The sequence below is a fragment of the Xenorhabdus hominickii genome, assembly GCF_002632725.1.
Lineage (GTDB): Bacteria > Pseudomonadota > Gammaproteobacteria > Enterobacterales > Enterobacteriaceae > Xenorhabdus > Xenorhabdus hominickii.
The window spans coordinates 11,329-30,391 of record NZ_NJAI01000006.1; the positions used below are offsets into that span (position 1 = coordinate 11,329).

General features: G+C 42.5%; 27 protein-coding genes. 23 read left to right on the forward strand and 4 right to left on the reverse strand.

Features of this window, described 5'->3' with window-relative positions; genetic code table 11:
* The 4 genes from Xhom_RS30550 to Xhom_RS16990 all read left to right on the forward strand — a co-directional run.
* Positions 1–276, forward strand: a 276-nt coding sequence (locus Xhom_RS30550; RefSeq protein WP_420855268.1) for a phage neck terminator protein, incomplete at its 5' end; no start/stop codon positions are given.
* Positions 260–1,738: a DUF3383 domain-containing protein gene (locus Xhom_RS16980; RefSeq protein WP_069315431.1), complete on the forward strand. Its 1,479-nt coding sequence runs from the start codon at positions 260–262 to the stop codon at positions 1,736–1,738. The genes Xhom_RS30550 and Xhom_RS16980, both read left to right, overlap by 17 nt.
* Positions 1,738–2,175: a phage tail fiber protein gene (locus Xhom_RS16985; protein WP_069315432.1), complete on the forward strand. Its 438-nt coding sequence runs from the start codon at positions 1,738–1,740 to the stop codon at positions 2,173–2,175. Before Xhom_RS16980 ends, Xhom_RS16985 begins: the two co-directional genes overlap by 1 nt.
* Entirely contained in the window at positions 2,175–2,579 is a 405-nt protein-coding gene (locus Xhom_RS16990; protein WP_069315433.1) for a hypothetical protein, read from the forward strand. The genes Xhom_RS16985 and Xhom_RS16990 overlap by 1 nt, the downstream gene beginning before the upstream one ends.
* On the opposite strand, the gene Xhom_RS43125 is transcribed toward Xhom_RS16990, so the two are convergent.
* The gene (locus Xhom_RS43125; protein ID WP_157104593.1) at positions 2,576–2,776 is read right to left on the reverse strand and encodes a hypothetical protein; all 201 of its coding nucleotides are present in this window, start codon (positions 2,774–2,776) and stop codon (positions 2,576–2,578) included. The two genes, Xhom_RS16990 and Xhom_RS43125, sit on opposite strands and share 4 nt — an antisense overlap.
* 11 nt (positions 2,777–2,787) lie before the next feature.
* Here Xhom_RS43125 and Xhom_RS17000 point away from each other — a divergent pair, with 11 nt between their 5' ends.
* The 9 genes from Xhom_RS17000 (at position 2,788) to Xhom_RS17040 (ending at position 10,703) form a co-directional block, all read left to right on the forward strand.
* On the forward strand, positions 2,788–4,941 hold the full coding sequence (locus Xhom_RS17000) for a hypothetical protein (RefSeq protein ID WP_069315435.1): 2,154 nt from the start codon (positions 2,788–2,790) through the stop codon (positions 4,939–4,941).
* Positions 4,941–5,756 (forward strand): phage baseplate protein, encoded by an 816-nt coding sequence (locus tag Xhom_RS17005; protein WP_069315436.1) that lies wholly within the window; start codon positions 4,941–4,943, stop codon positions 5,754–5,756. The genes Xhom_RS17000 and Xhom_RS17005 overlap by 1 nt, the downstream gene beginning before the upstream one ends.
* Positions 5,756–6,061 (forward strand): phage baseplate plug family protein, encoded by a 306-nt coding sequence (locus Xhom_RS17010; protein WP_069318399.1) that lies wholly within the window; start codon positions 5,756–5,758, stop codon positions 6,059–6,061. Before Xhom_RS17005 ends, Xhom_RS17010 begins: the two co-directional genes overlap by 1 nt.
* Complete coding sequence (locus Xhom_RS17015) at positions 6,058–6,915, forward strand: baseplate hub protein (RefSeq protein ID WP_069315437.1); 858 nt, start codon at positions 6,058–6,060, stop codon at positions 6,913–6,915. Before Xhom_RS17010 ends, Xhom_RS17015 begins: the two co-directional genes overlap by 4 nt.
* Positions 6,908–7,600 carry a Gp138 family membrane-puncturing spike protein gene (locus Xhom_RS17020; RefSeq protein ID WP_069315438.1) on the forward strand — a complete coding sequence of 231 codons (693 nt, stop codon included), beginning with the start codon at positions 6,908–6,910 and terminating at the stop codon, positions 7,598–7,600. Before Xhom_RS17015 ends, Xhom_RS17020 begins: the two co-directional genes overlap by 8 nt.
* Positions 7,600–8,292, forward strand: a complete 693-nt coding sequence (locus Xhom_RS17025; RefSeq protein ID WP_145957472.1) for a hypothetical protein — start codon at positions 7,600–7,602, stop codon at positions 8,290–8,292. The genes Xhom_RS17020 and Xhom_RS17025 overlap by 1 nt, the downstream gene beginning before the upstream one ends.
* A 500-nt stretch (positions 8,293–8,792) precedes the next feature.
* Positions 8,793–9,638, forward strand: a complete 846-nt coding sequence (locus tag Xhom_RS17030) for a ParA family protein (RefSeq protein WP_069315440.1) — start codon at positions 8,793–8,795, stop codon at positions 9,636–9,638.
* Positions 9,631–10,026: a hypothetical protein gene (locus tag Xhom_RS17035; RefSeq protein ID WP_069315441.1), complete on the forward strand. Its 396-nt coding sequence runs from the start codon at positions 9,631–9,633 to the stop codon at positions 10,024–10,026. The genes Xhom_RS17030 and Xhom_RS17035 overlap by 8 nt, the downstream gene beginning before the upstream one ends.
* Positions 10,027–10,028: 2 nt before the next feature.
* On the forward strand, positions 10,029–10,703 hold the full coding sequence (locus Xhom_RS17040; RefSeq protein ID WP_069315442.1) for a hypothetical protein: 675 nt from the start codon (positions 10,029–10,031) through the stop codon (positions 10,701–10,703).
* 124 nt (positions 10,704–10,827) lie between these two features.
* Here Xhom_RS17040 and Xhom_RS17045 read toward each other — a convergent pair whose 3' ends face one another.
* A complete protein-coding gene (locus tag Xhom_RS17045) occupies positions 10,828–11,295 on the reverse strand; it encodes a hypothetical protein (RefSeq protein WP_069315443.1) in 468 nt (155 codons plus the stop codon).
* A 132-nt stretch (positions 11,296–11,427) separates the two neighbouring features.
* Entirely contained in the window at positions 11,428–11,712 is a 285-nt protein-coding gene (locus Xhom_RS17050) for an Arc family DNA-binding protein (protein ID WP_084022971.1), read from the reverse strand.
* 125 nt (positions 11,713–11,837) lie between these two features.
* Between Xhom_RS17050 and Xhom_RS17055 the strand changes: the two genes are divergently transcribed.
* From Xhom_RS17055 to Xhom_RS17075, 6 genes are all read left to right on the forward strand, one after another.
* The gene (locus tag Xhom_RS17055; protein ID WP_071933834.1) at positions 11,838–12,014 is read left to right on the forward strand and encodes an Arc family DNA-binding protein; all 177 of its coding nucleotides are present in this window, start codon (positions 11,838–11,840) and stop codon (positions 12,012–12,014) included.
* Positions 12,015–12,084: 70 nt separating this feature from the next.
* Complete coding sequence (locus Xhom_RS17060) at positions 12,085–12,789, forward strand: phage antirepressor KilAC domain-containing protein (protein WP_069318400.1); 705 nt, start codon at positions 12,085–12,087, stop codon at positions 12,787–12,789.
* 241 nt (positions 12,790–13,030) lie between these two features.
* Complete coding sequence (locus Xhom_RS17065; RefSeq protein ID WP_069315444.1) at positions 13,031–13,912, forward strand: phage antirepressor N-terminal domain-containing protein; 882 nt, start codon at positions 13,031–13,033, stop codon at positions 13,910–13,912.
* 98 nt (positions 13,913–14,010) lie between these two features.
* Positions 14,011–14,184: a hypothetical protein gene (locus Xhom_RS30560; RefSeq protein WP_157104594.1), complete on the forward strand. Its 174-nt coding sequence runs from the start codon at positions 14,011–14,013 to the stop codon at positions 14,182–14,184.
* A gap of 219 nt (positions 14,185–14,403) precedes the next feature.
* Complete coding sequence (locus tag Xhom_RS17070) at positions 14,404–14,754, forward strand: hypothetical protein (protein WP_069315445.1); 351 nt, start codon at positions 14,404–14,406, stop codon at positions 14,752–14,754.
* 18 nt (positions 14,755–14,772) lie between these two features.
* Positions 14,773–15,501: a hypothetical protein gene (locus Xhom_RS17075; RefSeq protein WP_069315446.1), complete on the forward strand. Its 729-nt coding sequence runs from the start codon at positions 14,773–14,775 to the stop codon at positions 15,499–15,501.
* Between the two features lie 54 nt (positions 15,502–15,555).
* On the opposite strand, the gene Xhom_RS17080 is transcribed toward Xhom_RS17075, so the two are convergent.
* Positions 15,556–15,750: a hypothetical protein gene (locus tag Xhom_RS17080; protein ID WP_069315447.1), complete on the reverse strand. Its 195-nt coding sequence runs from the start codon at positions 15,748–15,750 to the stop codon at positions 15,556–15,558.
* Between the two features lie 161 nt (positions 15,751–15,911).
* Between Xhom_RS17080 and Xhom_RS17085 the strand changes: the two genes are divergently transcribed.
* The 4 genes from Xhom_RS17085 to Xhom_RS36985 form a co-directional block, all read left to right on the forward strand.
* Positions 15,912–16,268 (forward strand): contractile injection system sheath initiator, encoded by a 357-nt coding sequence (locus tag Xhom_RS17085; RefSeq protein WP_069315448.1) that lies wholly within the window; start codon positions 15,912–15,914, stop codon positions 16,266–16,268.
* Positions 16,265–17,506 (forward strand): baseplate J/gp47 family protein, encoded by a 1,242-nt coding sequence (locus Xhom_RS17090; RefSeq protein ID WP_069315449.1) that lies wholly within the window; start codon positions 16,265–16,267, stop codon positions 17,504–17,506. Before Xhom_RS17085 ends, Xhom_RS17090 begins: the two co-directional genes overlap by 4 nt.
* A 1-nt stretch (position 17,507) precedes the next feature.
* Positions 17,508–18,101 carry a DUF2612 domain-containing protein gene (locus Xhom_RS17095; RefSeq protein WP_069315450.1) on the forward strand — a complete coding sequence of 198 codons (594 nt, stop codon included), beginning with the start codon at positions 17,508–17,510 and terminating at the stop codon, positions 18,099–18,101.
* A partial coding sequence (locus tag Xhom_RS36985) for a tail fiber protein (protein WP_244590792.1) occupies positions 18,098–19,063 on the forward strand: 966 nt, incomplete at its 3' end. The genes Xhom_RS17095 and Xhom_RS36985, both read left to right, overlap by 4 nt.

Genomic DNA, 19,063 nt, shown 5'->3' on the forward strand with positions numbered 1-19,063 from the left:
CAGACGGCAGAAAAGAATGCATTGCTGGTAGCTACAGTAATTCGATCTGAGTTTGCCATTGAGCAATTCCGGCAATTGGGTGGGGCTATAACACCGTTATACACCAGTGACCCACGACAATTGAGCATTATCAACGGTGAGCAGCAATGGGAAACCCGCTGGACACTGGACTTTGTGGGGCAGATAAACCCGATTGTCACTGCCCCACAGGCATTTTTCGATAGCGTATCAACGCGCACTATTCCGATGGAGTCTATAAATGGCAATTCCAATTAGTAAAGATGTAAAAATTAACCCCGGCGTACTGGCGGCGGTCGGGAATGCGGTAGACCTGAACGGACTATTGCTGACAGACAGTGAATACGCGTCTGTTGGTGCGGTGTTGTCGTTCTCATCTGCCGCAGATGTTGCCGCGTATTTTGGTGGGACGTCGGATGAATACCGCATGGCCCAAACCTATTTTCAGGGGTTCAATAACTGCACGAAAACACCCGCAGAATTACTGTTTTCCCGTTACAACCGCGCACCCAGTGCCGCATGGTTGCGTAGCGGATCATTAGCGGGGATATCAGTCGATGAACTGAAAACCATTTCCGGCACACTGACACTAACCATCAACGGCAAAAAAACGGATGCCGCTATCAATCTGGATGGCTCAACCAGTTTTGCCGAGGCTGCGGCCAAGATAAAAACCGCGATTGGAGAGAGTGCGAACGTGGTCTTTGATACCACACATAAGGCATTCATTATCACAGTTACTGCGGGCAAGCCGGAAGCCTCATCCATCACATTTGGCAGCGGAACTGCGGCGGATGTGCTGAAAATGACCGAAGCGGCTGGTGCGAGAGTGTCACAGGGTGCCAATGTTCCCTCAACCGCTGATTTGTTCAGTGCAATCACCAGTCAGTCACAACGCTGGGCGGGATTCTCGACCGCGTTTGAATGTACGCCAGAGCAAAGCGTACTGTTTGCCGAATGGTGCAGCGCTCAGGAAAAACGCTATTTCTATGTGGCATGGACAACTGAGGGAATAGCAAAAGTTAAAGGGAATACCAAGACCATTGCGAGCCAAATTATCCAGAACAGTTATGGTGGCATTGTTCCGGTCTACTGTCTGGATGGCAAGAAAGCGGCGGCGGTATTAGGCTATGCGGCGGCACTGGATTTTGTCCGCAGAGAGGGACGTGTACCGTTTAAATTCCGTGAGTTTGACGGGCTGAGTGCCGATGTTACCGATGCCATCACCTACGATGCGCTGATATCGAATGGATATAACTTCTACGGCCAGTATGCGGCCAACAATATTGTCGAAAACTATTGGGCTGACGGCACTATCACCGGTGATTTTAAGTGGCTGGACAGTTTCGCGGGGCAAATTTGGCTGAATGCCAACCTGCAAGGGGCGGTGATTGCGCTGTTTAAATCCAACAAGACTATCCCCTACAACAATGCCGGGCGTGCGCTGGTGGCTACCTCAATGACAGATGTTATCCAGCAATTTAAGACATGGGGAGGCATTCGTGAAGGCGTCAACCTGAGTGCGGCACAGAAGCAAGAAATCATTAACGCAGTCGGTGAAGATGTTTCTTCCACTGTATTTGCCACTGGCTACTACCTGCATATCGGGGACATGCTGCCCTCAATCCGTGTGGAACGCACCAGCCCTAGCTGTTCATTGTGGTATTGCGATGGCGGCAGTATTCAGAAACTGACATTGGCATCAACGGAGGTTCAATAATGGCGAATTCTATCACGGCGGCTGACGCTATCATCACACTGTCAGTCACCAACCTTTACCCGTCCGGCGTACAGCTACAGGGCTTTGCGGCTGACAATATTTATGGCACTGAGGCGTTAGAGCTGGCCGAGACCGTGCGCGGAGCAGACGGCAAGCTGTCAGCGGGTTTTATCTACGGCAACATCGCCCAGACATTCTACATCATGCCGGACTCCGACAGTCGCGATATATTCGATACATGGGCGACCACCTCAAGGGCCAGTGCTGCTGTATTTCGTTGTAATGCCACGGTCATTCTGCCCTCGTTGAAACGCAAGTATTCCTGCGTGAATGGCGTACTGAAACAGTGGAAAGCCTTACCGGATGCAGGACGCGTGTTACAGGCGAGTCAGGCAGTTATCGAGTGGGAATCCATCACAGCGGAGGCATTTAACTAATGGCACGGAAAGAAACATTTATCACTATCGACACGGATAACCGGGACAAGGGTAAGGTGTTCTTCATTCAGGAAATGGCCGCGTCCCAAGCTGAGTGGTGGGCGATGCGGGCATTGATGGCAATGGGGAAAGGTGGTGTAGAAATTCCCGACAATCTACGCCAGATGGGAATGGCAGCAATGGCCGTGGAAGGATTGAAAGCTATCTCCCATATCCCGCCGGATGATGCAAAACCGCTGCTGGATGAGCTAATGAGTTGCATTCAGGCGGTTCCTAACCCTGCCAACAAGGAAGTTCGCAGGGCGCTGGTGGAAAATGACATTGATGAAATATCGACCCGTCTGAAACTGCGCGGAGAGGTATTCAAATTACATGTGGATTTTTTCGATACCGCCAGCCGTTAGATATTCCGCCCCGCTACACCAACCCTGACAGGCCGTTCGGTCTGATTGAATACACCAACGTCCCCAAAACTGTTGCCGCTGTCATTGCCGCCGGTAAAGCGACGCTCGCTGAACTGGATACCGTCTATGGCGTGGAAGATATGTGGACGATGCTCGAAATCATTCAGGTGGACAATCACAACGCCCGTGTTATGCAAGGGGATAATTAATGGCAAACGTTATTGATGAACTGGTCATCACACTGGGACTGGATTCAAAGGATTTTAGCGCTGGCGAACAGGCTGTCACTGCGGCAATGGACAAGCTGACTCAGGTCATGGAGAAAGTTGTCGCAGCGTATGAGGATGGCGAGAAGAAGACGGGCGAATCACTGGAAGAAACAGGCAAGAACGCTGATAAGACTGCTAAAGGGATGGAGGCCGCAGGGAAAAAAGCCTCCTCCTTCTTTTCCAGTATTCGCGGTCAGATTTTGGCATTGGCTGGGGTCACTCTGTCACTGAGTAGCCTTAAAAACATGCTCACCAGTCTGACAGGGAAATTGACACAATTGGCAACTAATGCAGATGCTTTCGGCATGTCGGCCAAGCGGTTAGATGGCTGGTCAAAGGCGGCGATATCAGTTGGTTCCAGTGCTGATGAGATTGTAGGGAGTTTTGCCCGGATTAATGATGCAAAAGCCAAGCTGAGGGCGGGAGAGGCAAACGATCCATTAGTTCAGGAACTGATAAAAATTACTGGTCAGGCTGGGTTGAATATCGATTTTGCCAACGAAAGCACAGAGGATATTTTTAAGAAAATCGTTACCGCCTTTCCAGTGCTGAATAAAGACCAGCAGCAGGCATACGGTAGCAATTTAAACATTGGTTACTCTCTACAACAAGCTTTCGCGTCTGGAAAGTTCCTAAAAACCGTCGATGAGTTCACTGACAATTCTGGTGTTAATAATAATGCAATAGAGATAACCCGACGCTGGCAACACCAATGGACGAAAACCAGTCAGTCATTCGAAAAAATCCAGATTCAATTGATGGAAGCATTAGCGCCTCATATCGATAAGTTTAATCAATGGCTGGAGGACTTGGCGGCATGGATGGCGAGTAATCCTGATGCCATCGAAAAGGCAGTTAATGGCTTTTTATCCACTATTCAGGAAATTATCACGGTTGCTAATGAAGCGGCTGGTGCTGTGGGTGGATGGAAAACTGTCATCCTTGCTCTGATTGGATTGAAGCTCGCTGGGTGGCTAATGGGAATTTACAAAGCTGCCGCTGGGATGTTGGGCGCTGGTGGTTTGGGTGGAGGCGCAGGAAAGGGCAAGCTTGGAGGATTGATAGGAAAAGCCGGGATATACGGTGCTATTGGATATGCAATGTATGATCCGGTGGAGTCAGTCGCGACTTCGATTGTTGGAGAAGAGACAAAAAATACACTTGATTCGTATGGATTGTATCTGGCGAGCGATTGGACCTCGTTTTTTAGTAAAAAAGAATATGAGGCATATCAGGCAAAACTTGATGGTAAATCGGCGCCTACCGAAAATGGTACCAATAAATCAATAGACGAAGCGCAACTCCGGGAAGAAGAGAAACGCGAGAACGACCGCGTTCTGAGGGCAGAGGCTGAACTCCAGCAGAAGATGGAATACAGCAATAACTGGCTGAAAACCACTCTGGATAAGCTTACAGACTCCATTGAAAAGCTCATTAAGGCTTTACCCAGAGAGCTACTTCCTCAGCAATCTTTTGCACCGGCTATTTCCCTACCCGCAGATGGAAAAATACCGCGTGGCATCCGAAACAATAACCCCGGCAACCTGAATTTTGCAAAGCAACGAGGTGCTGTGAAAGAAGGTGGAGAGAATGGACGCTTTGCGGTGTTCTCCACCATGCAAGAGGGGATTGCCGCGCTATACCGACAACTACAGCTCTACTTTGGTCGTGGCATTAATACGATTTCGTCCATCGTTAAAAAGTACGCGCCAGCCGCTGACGGGAACAAAGTCGATGCCTATATTGCCGCTCTGACCCGTAAGCTGGGAATTGATGCCAACCAGAAAATTGATACCGCAAACGTTCAGCAAATTATCGATTTGATGGAGGGCATTATCCGGCACGAGAACGGGGCTGGTTATATCAACCGGAACGACATCATTCAGTCATTACCGCAGCCCGGTGCATTGATGGCTGCACAATCTCGTAAGTCCGTCACTACTAGTCATTCTACGGTGACTGACAGTATTCACATTGGCACGTTGCAGGTCAGTTCTAACGCCAGCTCAGTTAAAGGTGTTGTCAGTGACGCTCGTGATATCGGGCGCTCACATGTCTCTCTCACCAGCACCGCAGGAATGGGGACAACGTAATGTTTTCACTGAATCAAACCACGTTAATGAATGCTGCTCGTGGTGGTGGAATATTGTCGATTATCAACAGTGTTCTGTCTCCGGGCTATGGCATTTATTATTCAAAGGGTGAAAAAGCAGGCCATAAGCCGTTCTCCCCAACCTCTTACATTTCGGTAGAGATTAGTAGTGAAGCGACCATTGCCACAGCCCCGCTGGAAAAAGGTACGTATACCTCGTTTAACAAGGTTCAACGTCCTTCCGAGGTTCGCGTGACATTCACCGTTGAGGGATGGTCAGGGTTCTCTGGTTCTTTGCCTAACCTGACCAACTTCACATTAACATCGCGCACCGATGTTCTGGAAACACTGGAAAAGATGTGTACCACTGCGGAAGTCTACGATATTGAAACACCGGATAGGGTTTATGCCTCCTATGACCTTATCAAGTATGACTACCGGATTAGAAGTGAAAGCGGTGTCACTTTACTGATTGTGAACGCAGTATTTCAGGCTGTTATGGATGTGGCTGAGGTGACTATTAGTGGCAAAACAGCACAGGCGAAGTCGCAGCCGGATCAGGACTCTAAAGCGCCCAGTCTGGAAACTAAAGAATCCAATAGCGGCACTAAACCGCCAACGCTGACAGACGTCAAAAAGGCGATGACGGGCTTGGGTAATTCTGTTCTGAATGCAGCCAGACAAGTAACGGATAAGGTAGGCAGCACCATGCAAAAAGCAGCCAGTACGGTAACGGAGCCACTATCTCAAGCCATTATTGATGGCTCAAATAACCTGAATACTGCGGTCAAAGACCTTGCTAAGAATCTAACATGATTGAAGAAATCACACTTAAATCACTTAAGGCGCAGCGCTTGACCGTCACACTCAATGGTCAGGTATGCAGTATTCGCCTGTACCAACGCAGTACTGGAATGTACATGGATTTGACCGCTGACAATAACCCCTGTTTTCAGGGGGTTCTGTGCCTCAATTGCAACAAGATAGTGCGCTACCCCTATCTGCCATTTAAAGGGGAGCTTTTCTTCGCTGATTTGGAAGGCAGTTCTGATCCCGAATGGCAAGGTTTAGGCACTCGTTACAAACTCTATTACCTCACACCGGATGAAATGAACTCATGAGTTATATTCAACGCAATATCAAAGTGGAATTTACCCTTGAGCAGGGCAAGACCTTTCAGGGTGGCGGCGATACCCTCACTATCAGTAATATGCGCTGCTATGTCACTATCGGCGCATATGGTGGCGTGAGTGGAACGGAGGTCACGCTGCATCTTTGGGGATTAAGCGATTCACAAATGACAACTCTCAGTCGTAAATCCATGTGGGTGGATGGTGCACCGATGAACCAGATGCGTGTCTGGGCGGGAGAAAAGCTGATCTTTGAGGGAATTATTCGAGATGCTTATGCTGACTTCAATCAGATGCCTGATGTCCCGCTAATCATCGCTGCTGACATGATGTTTAAATTGAGGGGGCAGGCCGTAGCTCCATTTAGTGCGGCTGGTGACGTCCCCATTGATAACATCATTATGCCAATGGCGAAATCTATTGGATTGGCATATGAAAATGCAGGGGTAACAGGTGTTCGACCGAATCCTTATTTTGACGGCAATATAGTTCAGCAAATGCTTCAAGCTGCTGAATCCGTGAATGCATATATCGATATTGACACAGATAAAGTCACTATATGGCCTAAAAATGGGACGCGACGAGGTTCTACGCTATTTATCTCTCCTGAAAATGGTTTGATTGGTTATCCGGTTTTTACGGGGAGAGGATTGAGCATTACTACTATGTTTGAGCCAGAACTGGTAATTGGTCGAAAAGTGGAATTAAAAACATCATTACCTAATGCCAGTGCTGTTTATATAGCCACAAGTGCTGAACATCATTTGACTTCTTGGATTGAAGGCGGTCAGTGGCACACCTCATGTATATTGAAGCCTATGGGGAAGGAGAAGAATAGTGGGTAAGTTAAATATCGATCCGGTTGACCTAAACAGTGATGCAAACTCTCAGGATTTTATCATGCGTCAGTTTCTTGGCCGCAATCATTTTATCACTTTAGCTCATGTTGTTAATGTCAGAGAGAATGTCGTGGATGTAAAACCAATGGTTCATGCAATGACGGCGAATGGAAAGCCAATAGAAAAGGAAACTATTTATAATATTCCTATTTGGCGTCTACAGCGTGGTAGCAGTGCTGTGATTATGAATCCGGTTATAGGTGATATCGGAGTGATTGCCATATGTGATCGAGATATCAGCGTAGTAAAGGCCACTAGAAAACCAGCAATGCCCGGCTCTCTTATGATGCATAACCTATCGGATGCCATCTATCTTGGCGGTGTATTGAACTCTGAGCCAACACAGTATGTTGAGTTCGCTGACAATCAGATAAATATCGTTTCGCCGAATAAGATTAACGTCAATGCACCACAAGTCGAAGTAACAGCAAACATCTCCTATACTGTAAATGCCCCCGTTATTACATTGAACGGTGCTGTAACTCAGGGCGGAGGCAGTCATGGCGGTGATGCTAAATTCGGTGGCTCCATTGATGCCAAGGGTGAAATCACAGGTAACGGAATCAACCTTTCATCACATGTGCATAGTGGGGTAAAATCAGGTGATTCAAAAACCAACAAACCGGAGTGATGATGAAGTTTTTTTCGTGGAAAAAATCAGTAATACTAGCAGCGTTATTCTTGTCATTTCAATCTTTGGCAGCAGGGTGTATTTCAAGTGATCTTGACGAGAAAAAAGCTTGTGAAGAGGTAAAGAAACTTAAGCCTAACGTTGATAAGCTTATGGTTTCGGCGAAAAAGATAACACAGAATAATAATTCATTTCAGTCACTTAGTAGATTACTTTCGGCTCAAATGAATCATTGCAAAAATAACAAATGCTATAGCGCCACATTATCAAACTATTTTTTTGTCTTGGTCGGAATTAATAACAGAGAGAAAACAAAAATTAATGGTAAAAAGATGAATATCTCAGAGGCATGTGATGACGTTACAAGGATGAGATATTTTTCTGCTCTGTCCGCTTATTCCTTGGATTACAGCGATCAGAATCTATATGAAGGCAAGGCCAAAGAGTTTGGTAAAAAAGTCTTCATTTCTGATGTGTCGCCATATATAAAGGCTTATCTTGAGCCTGTTAACATAAAATATAGGCGCGCTTATATTGCAGGACAGTCATATTTTGACAATATATTTGCTGATCGGTTAGGTGGGTGTAAGTCTGAACCTTTTACAGTAATACCTACACTGCCCTTGATGGTTTTAAACAATATAATTACTTTTGATGATCTCACCGAGATTTATCAAAAAAGTAGTTATTAAGTAACATCAGCAATACCAAGGACACGGATGGCTTTGATCTGACTTTCATCGCGAATGCTCCCCGCATGCGCGGGGATTAACTTCTATTCACCTTCAATGAATTCTCAATTGAATTTATCAATTCAGATTTTGGAATAATTAAATACTATACTTTCGGCGAGTTAAATAATATAAAGAAATAAACTTTGTTATATTTTCAGTCCATAAATTTAATGATATGTGATAATGTCAAAAATTATTATACGTTATTATTTTTCTCTTTGCTAAATATAAATATAAAAATAAAAACCCATATATCTAAAACCATGAAATATAACATAACCAACTGATAAATATATGATATATTTATTTAATTAGATCATAATTCATAAGTTAATTTCGGACTTACATTGTAATTAAGTGTGTTTTTTTATACAGTACTGTATAAAAAAACCATAACTAACACTATATTTTTACTGTAGTATGTTTGTTATTGATAATAATAAAGGTACTTTTTGATTATGACTGCTCCAATAATAAGCTTTATAAATATGAAAGGTGGGGTTGGTAAAACTACGTTATGTGTTGGTATCGGAGAATATCTTGCTAATTATATGAATAAGAAAATTCTTATTATTGATGTTGATCCGCAGTTTAATGCGACACAATCATTAATGGGAAAATATGATCGTGTCGATGAATATATAAATAAATATCTTAAGGATAACAGAACAATAAGACGTATATTTGAAACTCAAACAACAATTATGAATAGAGTAAAAACAGCACAGGCAAGTGATGTGATAATTAAGGTTGAAGATAACCTACATATGATATTAGGGGATATTAATATCATATTTGACACTACTCAAGAAGCTGTAAGAATAAAGAGGATTGGTGAGTTTATAAGAAGTAATAATCTACGTGAAGAATACGATTATATACTTATAGACAGCCCACCTACGATATCTTTATTCACTGATTCTGCTTTGGTTACATCAGATTATTACATAGTTCCAGTAAAAATAGATTATTATTCAATATTGGGTGCAACAAGTTTACTCAATGTAGTTCGTAACCTTAAAGATAATCACAGCCTAACTATAGAACATTTAGGATTTATTTATACAAATACTAATAGAAATCCAACTCAGAAGACAAGCAGGATAAAGGAGGATTTTGAAACAAAACAACAATTTAGTTCGTTATACTTTTTCAATAATGGCCTTCCCTATGAAAGACACCTGATGGTTGGGCTGCGCGGAAATATTCCTTCATGCTATAATAAATCAAGAATAGCTATAGAAAATATTTGCCATGAATTTGTTGAAAGAGTAGACATGCTAGAGAGGATTAAAAATGGATAAGTCAATAGAAATATTGAATATGATAAAAAAATTAAAACATGGAAATGTTAATAAGGAGTTTTTTCTTGGATTGGTTATTACTTTAATTTTATCAAAGGAAATATTTAAGAAAAATTCAGAGGTTGCATTATACTTGGATAATGTTTTTAAAGTGGTATTTTTACCCTATACTGTAAGATCTAGAACGCTTATTTCTGCAAAAATAAGCAGAGTTATCATTGAGTTAAGTAATAAAGAAATAGAAAATCTATCCTCATTGACTGTTAATTACATAATAAATAACCATGAATTAAAAAATGAGAAAAAACCTGTTGCAAAAAACAACAAAAAAGGTAATGCGCTATCTAATATGGATAAATGGATTGAAGGTATCCTTAAGAAGGAATAATTATGTTTTTAACTAATGATCCGTTCTCTATAAAAAAAGAATTAGATGAATTTAAAAGGATTGTTGGTAGTGTTATTAAGAATGGGAATGATATCAATCTAATGACTAGCATGATAAAACAAGCAATGCTTTATAATTTAATCCTCCTTAATAGAGAGAGTTTAAATAATAAGAGTTATGTTAATGGGATTATATATGACATTCTTAATGCTATTATATCTATAATGAATGGCAGAGAAAGATATGTTCATTTAAACATTAGATCCATGATTGAACATGTATCAAGAATAGCTTTAAATAAAAAATACAAAGGTGGCGATTTTGACGGAACAGTTAGGCGGAAAGATTTTGAGTTTTTAAAAAAAGAAAAAAATCACTCTAAAAGTAATTGGAAGTATTTGCATGACTGTTATATTAGGTCTTGTTATTACATTCACTCTTCTCCTAAAGCCGATTTAAATTTTACAGCAACTTTTAACGAATTAGTTAATGATGATTATAAGACGGTAAAATCCAAGCAAATAATAAACTTACATAAAATTATCAGCTCTATCACTAATATATTTTTGTTATATTTCTCTTCCGAAGTATCTGATGTGTTCTTTAGGACACAAAAAGAACTAAAATTTTTATTAGGGAATAGTTTATATAAAACATATCAAGAAATAACGTTATAACTACATCATATCAACGATAAACAACTTTTATGTATAAAGCCCCTTATGGGGCTTATTTTGTGGTTACCATCAAGGATGGTTTACATTGATTGTTGAAGATAAATAAATTCCATATCTTATTGATTTAAATTGATTTATTTGAAATCCTGCACTGGTAGCTGTCTCCACCATGCTCATTAATAAAGTAACTTACCGCACCACCGGTAAGTCGATTGATGGCTACGTTCTGCATAGTGCGCCATTCGTCCCCACGAGACCATTCTATCTGGTATTCTATTCTCTCATCCGTGATGGTTGGGTTCATGACGCGGAAATTAGTAGAGTCTCGCCCATGAGATTCACCATCTTCAGAAACGATAACAAGACCGGTCCATTTAGCGCTCTTGCCATTTTTAACGCAGTTTGTTCCGGAAAATTCAGGCCAGCCTTTAACATCAAAACAAAGGGTATTTGGGTCGGATAAATAAAGTGAAGGCCAAATAGATGTAATTGAATGCTCAGGGGATTCGTTTTCACAAATAATAGGAGATGCAGAGAACGCCATCATAGGTACTGATAACGCTAATGCTGCAAAACTTTTTAAATATTTCATCGGTGTTCACTCTGTCGCTTAATTGCGGTTTTTTGCTGGTGGAATATTTCTTCTCCATCACGAAGAACTAGGTAACTTAGAAGATATTATTCAACGGTAAACTATGACCATATGCTAAAAGCCCCAATGGGCTTATTTTTTATCTAGAGTTCGAACTAGCTCATTGATTAGCATATCTTGCTCATGCGTATGTCTGCGCAATTTAACCAGCATACCTTCGATGGCCTTTTCACGCTCATTTTCACCTAAACTTATGCGTCCTTTTGAAGCATCTAGTGCATCTTGTAGCATCTGGACTATTTCAGAATTCATGGATCTGCTGTTGAGTTCAGCCATTTTTGTTATTTCATCCCTCATGCCAGCAGGCATACGGACATTAAACCTATCCATTTCTTGGCTTGGGTATTTCTTAGTCATGGTTCACCTCAAGTTATGATGAATTAATCATAGCACCAACTTGACATATTTATAAATGATGCTAAATTGGTTTTAGCACCAAGTTGGTTTTAATGCTAAATTGGTTTTTATTAAGGGGATACTATATGAATAATGAATTACACAGCCAGAACAAAAGCACTCAATTCAGCCTGAGATTGCCGGACTCAATGCGGAAGGAGCTGGAAGAAAAAGCAGGGATGGATTTTATTTCTTTGAATTCAGCGATTGTAATGCGATTAGCAAAATGTTTGAGAGAAGAGAAAGGACATGCAGCACAATAAAAGCGAAACCTCGAAGGCTGGAACCAACGAGGCTTCTAAAACGTTAAATCTTTACGAGGAAAATAACGCTATGAAAATTTTAGCACCTGCAACACAAGCTGTCACTATGTCAAGTATTGAGATCGCGGAGCTGGTCGATTCTCGACACGATAATGTCAAACGTGCCATCGAAAGATTGGCAAAACGTGGGGTAATTACTTCTCCTCCATTGGAGGAAAAGCCCACTGTAGGCCGTCCGGTTACATGTTTTATGTTCTCAGGCGAACAAGGCAAACGCGATAGCATTATTGTAGTCGCTCAATTATCCCCTGAATTTACCGCTCGTTTAGTTGACCGCTGGCAGGAACTGGAAAACAAGCTGTCTCAGCCTCAGATCCCCCAATCCTTACCCGAAGCACTTCGCCTTGCCGCTGACTTAGCAGAACAGAAAGCGGAACTTGAGCACAAGGTCGAAGAAATGAAACCAGATGTCGCAGCACTGGAGCGTATCGCAAAATCAGACGGTTCTATGTGTGTTACTGATACCGCGAAACAGTTACAGGTTCGTCCCAAGGTTCTTTTTGACATCCTGAAAGAAAATCATTGGATTTATCGTCGTATTGGTTCGGATGTGTGGACTGGATATCAAGACAAGATTCAGACTGGCTATCTTGAACATAAGGTAACGGTAGTCATGAAAAATGATGGTAGCGAAAAAACGACAACACAGGTTCGCATCACTCCGAAAGGCATTTCCAAACTGGCTAAGATGTTGAGTGTGGAAAAAGCAGCTTAAGGATTTGAAGGCCAAGGATGGCGGAGAGGGATAGTTAAATTATCAGTGCTACGGAGTCAATGCAACCGATTAACTCGCTATAAATTTGATTTACGAGGCGCTTCCCAAATTCACAAAGGTTATCTTTACAGAAAGTTACAATCACGTAATAAATAGTGTCGCTTTAAAACGGCGAAGCCCCAACTGGTGGAACAGTCAGGGCTTCTTATACAACATCTACAACTCTTGCAGGAATATAGACATGTTAAGTATACCAGTTAATGAACCAAGTAAAACTATTAACGTCCCATTTCATGGCTCAGATCTATATGTCGTTAATTATAACGGCGAACCATATGTACCGATGAAGCCTATTGTTGATGGTATGGGGCTAGCTTGGCAATCGCAGTTAGAGAAGTTAAAAACTCGCTTCTCAAAAGGTATCACGGAAATCGTTATACCTTCAAAAGGCGGTTCACAATCAATGGTTTGCCTAGCCCTCCGCAAACTTGCTGGTTGGTTAGCCACTATCAGCCCAAATAAAGTTAAAGCATCTATCAGGGATAAAGTTATCCGGTATCAGGAAGAGTGCGACGACGTTCTTTATGAATACTGGACTACTGGTGAGGTTAAGGCGAAGAAGACCTCGACTCAAGATAGGACACCTCTTCGCGGACTGGTTAATGTCCTCATGGGTAAATACGGACTCAATAGTAAAAAGCTGTTCCAAATGGTTCATCATGAATTTGGCGTCAACAGTATAAATGAGTTAACCCATAACCAGCTTCCCTCTGCGATAGAGTATCTGGCGACTAAAGCGATTGAAGGTGAGTTCTTGGGTAAAGAGGAACTATCTGTTTCAGAAGTTAAACAGATATCCGACGACGATTTGCAAATCCTATGCTGGCTATGGAAATACTCAATTGATATGGCTCACCATATGATTGATGTAGAACCATTACTTAGCATTGCAGGGCATAGACTTGCTGGTGCATATGCTGAACATCCGCGCAGAGCCATTAGAAAATCCAACGAAGCACGTCGCATTCTTGAGAAGGCAACGGAACATATTCAAATTAAGCCTGTTCAGATGGATAACTGGCGGATACTACATAATCTCAGACAGGAGTCTTTACCAGCATAACCCCAAGCCACGGACGGCTTGTAACTAGATCTGCATTATATACATTGACTGTCTTATTGGTGCTGCTAATCTGTACACATACAGAAAAAGAGGTGCATATGGAAAAAGCTAACGACATCCAAAAGATAACGAGACAGGCTGATAATTCAAAGCGTGAGTCTACTGATGCAGCTAACTCTATTGATGATGCTCGTTCCGAAGCGTTCAGGAAAGCCTTGCTGCATACTCAAACTAAATATGCAGATATCATTAAGGCACTGGAAGATAAATAGTAAAATTTGATTAATCACATAACGCCGCTTAACTGCTAGTCACGGATGGCTAAAAACTGAAACATTTTGATACGTTTTAATGGTCAATGAAACAAAAGAAATACAACCTCGGTTGTTGATTTGATATCAAGATGCCCCTATGATTACCTTAAGGTAATTTATCAATGAGATAAATTCTAATCGTCTATTTACTTTAATTTCATAACGTTAGGGGGCTATATGAGAACTGAACATACCAGATCTATACAGACTATCAGCCACTTGACAGAAGTTATTGATTCTTTTAAGGACAAGAGCACGGATAAGCTTTTTAACGTCCTTCGCCTCAGTGTAAGGCAAGATATTAATAGACAATTATTTATAGTGACTCTTAAAGATGATAATAAGAGTGATGATTTCTATGTTGTGCCATTTGCTGAGTTAATTGTCAGAAGGGAAAAATTTAAATATCTCGTTGCTCCTGAAAAACAATATCCAGAATTTGATGGCAATATTAGTTCCATCATGAAACATATCGAGTCTATTATTAAAAATTTCATTGATAATTACAAAATAACGACTACCCATTAAATTCTCATAGGGATAGCGATGGCTCCTAATCTTATCAGTTCGTATTCAAAGGACTTGAGCAAAAAGCCAAGTTACGTCTCAAGGAGTGTTATTGATGAATATTATCATTTATCATCAGAAGATGATGATCTGCTTAAAATAACAGAATATGCTCTTGTTGGGAGTGAATACCATTACTATTCAGAAATAGTCTATATGGGGTGCTCCACTCCTAATTTTTACTCTGAGCATGCAGAACGCTTGAGGGAATGTGGATACCACACTGAGCATATTATCAATGAATTAATTTCTCTTGATATGCATGAGCCATCAGAAAATATATTGGTTGGGAGGATTGCGTACAGTGATTTTAATTTTGTCGATAAGAAAACAATTAAAACTGGCAAGCAGATAAAAGCCGTTTATATAGATAAAAATTTCCGAGGAGTCGGAATTGCTAGTTCGATTTATAACAGCTTATTATTGAAACACGAATATATTATCTGTGATAGTATCCAGAGCCTATCGGGTGGCTCTTTATGGGCTAGCAAAATTATTGAATTAGGTGAAGTTCGCATCTATGATGTCACTCAAAAGAAATTTTCAGATGTGTTAACTCCTCGTGGTATCGGTATGAAAGGTATCATTCCGTGGAGTGCCGTAGATCTACCTCCCAGCGAATTATCAAAGTGGGAACCAAGGCCGCTATCACCTGAATCTTGCCATCATATAGTCAACATCATAAGTAAAGATAAGCTATATAACTAACCCGCCCCCGAGCGGGTTTTTTGTATCTACCAGCAATAAACTATGAGCTTACAACTATTTTATTGGATTATTTACCAATAACTTCATGGCATCATTGAATGCCTCGCATTGTTCATCGTAGGCACCTGAATATTCAGCATGAAAAATACTAAACACAACCTCGGCGATGGTTTCGTTACATATCGGTGTGTTTTTATCCAATAACTGACAGGTAGCGCGCCCAATCAGGGTATATGCGTTAGTGTTCATGATAAACCTCAGTGATTAAACTTTAATCTAATCTAATATTAAATAAATGATTTGGCAAGGCTGCTCAATATGAGCCTTTTTCACATCTAACGCCGCTTAATTGCGGTTTTTTTATTGCAACAACCTCACTTCGGTGGGGTTTTCTTTTATTGGAGGACTGAGTGCAAACCTGTTCATTACGTCTCAATCCTGATGACTGGGACATTATGTTAGACGCAGCGGGCGATCTGGCTATCACCCAAAATCCCTATGCAGTTGCCCAAGATGTCGCGTGTGCGTGCAGTACGTTCTTGGGTGAATGCTGGTATGACACAACGCTAGGTATTCCTTATTACCAACGTATTTTTGGACATTGGCCCGGTACGCAGCTTATCAATGCCAAGATGGAACAAGAGGCTCTCAAATTGACTTATGTTCAGTCTGCATCATGTACCGCAGTTAGTGATGCAAATCGGAGTATTAATGGTGTGATGGTGATAACAGACAGTAATTTTAACCAAATGACGGTGAATCTATGACGAAAACAGTAAATTTATCAACCAGCGTCCCGTCAGTGACATTCACTAAAACGGGGCTGCTGGTGCCGGATGAAATTGACATATTGAACGGGCGGCTCAGTGATTTGTCTACGGCAATGGGCGGTCAGATGAGTACCAGTCTGACATCACCACAGGGACAGATTGCGGTGAGTGACTCGGCCATTATTGCAGATAAAAACGATCAGCTACTGGCTATCGTGAATCAGATAAACCCGGACTATGCCTCAGGGCGTTTTCAGGATGCGATTGGGCGAATTTATTTTCTGGACAGGATCCCGGCGTCAGGCACGACGGTAACAGCGAGATGCACAGGCATGGTCGGGACGGTAATTCCGGCGGGGAGTATTGCGCGTGATAAAACCGGTTATCTGTATCATTCGTTGAACAGTGCAACCATCCCTGCCACAGGCTCTGTTGATATTGTTTTTCAGAATACCACTGTAGGTCCAATACCGTGCCAGATTGGGGATCTGGATACAATATACAGTTCTGTACCCGGTTGGTCTGGGATTCGTAATGAGGCCGCTGGTGTGCCGGGGGCAAATGAGGAAAGCCGGGCTAATTTTGAATATCGTCGTCGACAATCTGTTGCCCGCAATTCCAGAAATACGTTAGGGGCTATTCGTGCCGCAGTACTGGAAGTTGCTGGCTTAGTTGATGCGTATGTTATTTCTAATAATAGTGGCTTTACAAAAAATACAGGGACATCCAGCTACCCATTATTACCACATTCAATTTATGTAGGAGTCTACGGAGGGAAAGCGGATGACATCGCTAATGCAATTTGGAACAGTGGTCCTCCGGGTATTGATATGTGTGGTAATACAGAGCTCACGATAGTCGATAAGGATGGGTATGGGCAGCCATATCCTGAATATGTCATCAAGTGGGAAACGGTCAAGCCAATCGGCGTCTCTGTGCGGATTAATTTGCGGAAAAATGAATTTCTGTCGTCGAATATCAAAGAATTGGTTGTGAACGCAGTCCAAGATGCATTTAATGGCATTGATGGTGGAACACGGGCTCGCATAGGAACAACATTATATGCCGGACGCTATTACTCCGGCGTCTATAATATTGATCAGGCAAATATTGATATTGTCAGCATTACCCTGAGCAGGGATGCCGCTCGTTATGATGCCGCGGTGAGTTTTGGCATTGATGAGATACCCACGTTGGATAGTTCCAATATCATGATTAATATGATGGAGGTCTAATGTGAAAAATGTGGCCGAGACCATACTCGCCCAATACGCCGCCAGCCCTAAATTGAATTCCATCATTAATAGCTTCAATTCCGCAGTATCCCCCGACGAGTTTATCGATAATTTTTATGACCTGATTTGGAATATCGAAACCGCAGAAACCTACGGGTTAGATGTGTGGGGAAAGATTGTGGGTGTTAATCGCCTGTTAACTGTTCGGGATGATTTTCAATATCTGGGGTTCAGTGAGGCTCGTCATTCGGTGCCAGAACGTTCCGACCCGCGCCCATTTAATCAGGCACCGTTTTATGGTGGCGGAACATCAACAAAAACAGTCGAGCTGACTGACGCAATGTATCGAAAACTCATCATGATGAAAGCAATGTCGAATATCACCGATTGCACCGTTCCGAATATTAATCGCATGTTGATTTATATGTTCGGAGAGAGCGGGCAGGCGTATGTGAAAAATGATGGTGGCTTGAGAATGAGCTACGTGTTTGAGTTTGAGCTATCTACAGCCGAACTGGGAATAGTTCAATCATCCGATGCGCTGCCATATCCCGCAGGGGTGAGTGTTTCAATTATTCAAAAGGTACAACAATGAAATTAAATGATAAACCACGACAAATTTTAGTCCCATTTGCTAGTACCGGTGATAAGAACGTGATCCCAGATGCGGCAACAGAAAAAACTAAATCCAGTGGTAATGCGACCTATGACAGTGGATTTCCGCCCTCAACAATGACACCGATTTCGGCGGGTGGGATACCACCACACGGCAAAGATTTTAACGGGTTACTGAACGATATCACAGCAGCGCTGCGTTATTTGCAATCAGGTGGGTTATACACATTCAATGCGGAGTTTTGTCGGGCTATTCTAGGGTATAGCATTGGGGCTGTAGTCCTCAGTGCAGACGGCAAACGGATTTGGTGGAATACTGTAGACGGGAACATGACAGACCCGGACAGTGACACCGCGATAGGGTGGCAAAATGTGCTGGCGGATCCTGATGGGTTATTTTTGCGGAAATCCAACAATCTAGCTGATGTTACTAATAAAGCAAGTGCGCGTAGTAACTTGGGTCTGGGGGCTATTTCGACGTTAGACAAACTTCCAGATGCAACTCTATCTCAGCAAGGCATTGCGCAACTCAATAATTCTGTAGACAGCAACAACGAAACTCAGGCAGCGACACCGAGAGCAGTCAGACATGTGAATGACAATGCCAACTCCCGACTGGCAAAGAACCAGAACGGGGCGGACATTCCGGATAAACCGGCGTTTGTGGACAACCTTGGCTTACGGGAAACCGTCAGAAATGCCGGGCGTCTCATTGGCCTGCCTACCGGTGAGACCCGGTTACTCAGCGGCAATAGCAGTACCTATTTGTACGTGACAGATAATAACCGTACAGGGTCATACAATACGCAAGGCGGCCATGTCTGGTCATTTGATGACACCGGGACTCTGGAGACCGGATTGATACCGATCCAGTGTGGCGGGACAGGCGCAAGAACCGCCAATGAAGCGCTGGCGACACTGGGGGCGGTGCCCGGCAACCGG

Bases quoted from the DNA above. Each gene is read 5' to 3' on its own strand.
- Xhom_RS16985 (WP_069315432.1), top strand. From the start codon at position 1,738: ATGGCGAATTCTATCACGGCGGCTGACGCTATCATCACACTGTCAGTC.
- Xhom_RS17055 (WP_071933834.1), top strand. From the start codon at position 11,838: ATGAATAATGAATTACACAGCCAGAACAAAAGCACTCAATTCAGCCTG.
- Xhom_RS17000 (WP_069315435.1), top strand. From the start codon at position 2,788: ATGGCAAACGTTATTGATGAACTGGTCATCACACTGGGACTGGATTCA.
- Xhom_RS16980 (WP_069315431.1), top strand. From the start codon at position 260: ATGGCAATTCCAATTAGTAAAGATGTAAAAATTAACCCCGGCGTACTG.
- Xhom_RS17090 (WP_069315449.1), top strand. From the start codon at position 16,265: ATGACGAAAACAGTAAATTTATCAACCAGCGTCCCGTCAGTGACATTC.
- Xhom_RS17070 (WP_069315445.1), top strand. From the start codon at position 14,404: ATGAGAACTGAACATACCAGATCTATACAGACTATCAGCCACTTGACA.
- Xhom_RS17030 (WP_069315440.1), top strand. From the start codon at position 8,793: ATGACTGCTCCAATAATAAGCTTTATAAATATGAAAGGTGGGGTTGGT.
- Xhom_RS17080 (WP_069315447.1), bottom strand. From the start codon at position 15,750: ATGAACACTAACGCATATACCCTGATTGGGCGCGCTACCTGTCAGTTA.
- Xhom_RS30560 (WP_157104594.1), top strand. From the start codon at position 14,011: ATGGAAAAAGCTAACGACATCCAAAAGATAACGAGACAGGCTGATAAT.
- Xhom_RS17075 (WP_069315446.1), top strand. From the start codon at position 14,773: ATGGCTCCTAATCTTATCAGTTCGTATTCAAAGGACTTGAGCAAAAAG.
- Xhom_RS17005 (WP_069315436.1), top strand. From the start codon at position 4,941: ATGTTTTCACTGAATCAAACCACGTTAATGAATGCTGCTCGTGGTGGT.
- Xhom_RS17015 (WP_069315437.1), top strand. From the start codon at position 6,058: ATGAGTTATATTCAACGCAATATCAAAGTGGAATTTACCCTTGAGCAG.
- Xhom_RS17040 (WP_069315442.1), top strand. From the start codon at position 10,029: ATGTTTTTAACTAATGATCCGTTCTCTATAAAAAAAGAATTAGATGAA.
- Xhom_RS17060 (WP_069318400.1), top strand. From the start codon at position 12,085: ATGAAAATTTTAGCACCTGCAACACAAGCTGTCACTATGTCAAGTATT.
- Xhom_RS17035 (WP_069315441.1), top strand. From the start codon at position 9,631: ATGGATAAGTCAATAGAAATATTGAATATGATAAAAAAATTAAAACAT.
- Xhom_RS17025 (WP_145957472.1), top strand. From the start codon at position 7,600: ATGATGAAGTTTTTTTCGTGGAAAAAATCAGTAATACTAGCAGCGTTA.
- Xhom_RS17045 (WP_069315443.1), bottom strand. From the start codon at position 11,295: ATGAAATATTTAAAAAGTTTTGCAGCATTAGCGTTATCAGTACCTATG.
- Xhom_RS17065 (WP_069315444.1), top strand. From the start codon at position 13,031: ATGTTAAGTATACCAGTTAATGAACCAAGTAAAACTATTAACGTCCCA.
- Xhom_RS17050 (WP_084022971.1), bottom strand. From the start codon at position 11,712: ATGACTAAGAAATACCCAAGCCAAGAAATGGATAGGTTTAATGTCCGT.
- Xhom_RS16990 (WP_069315433.1), top strand. From the start codon at position 2,175: ATGGCACGGAAAGAAACATTTATCACTATCGACACGGATAACCGGGAC.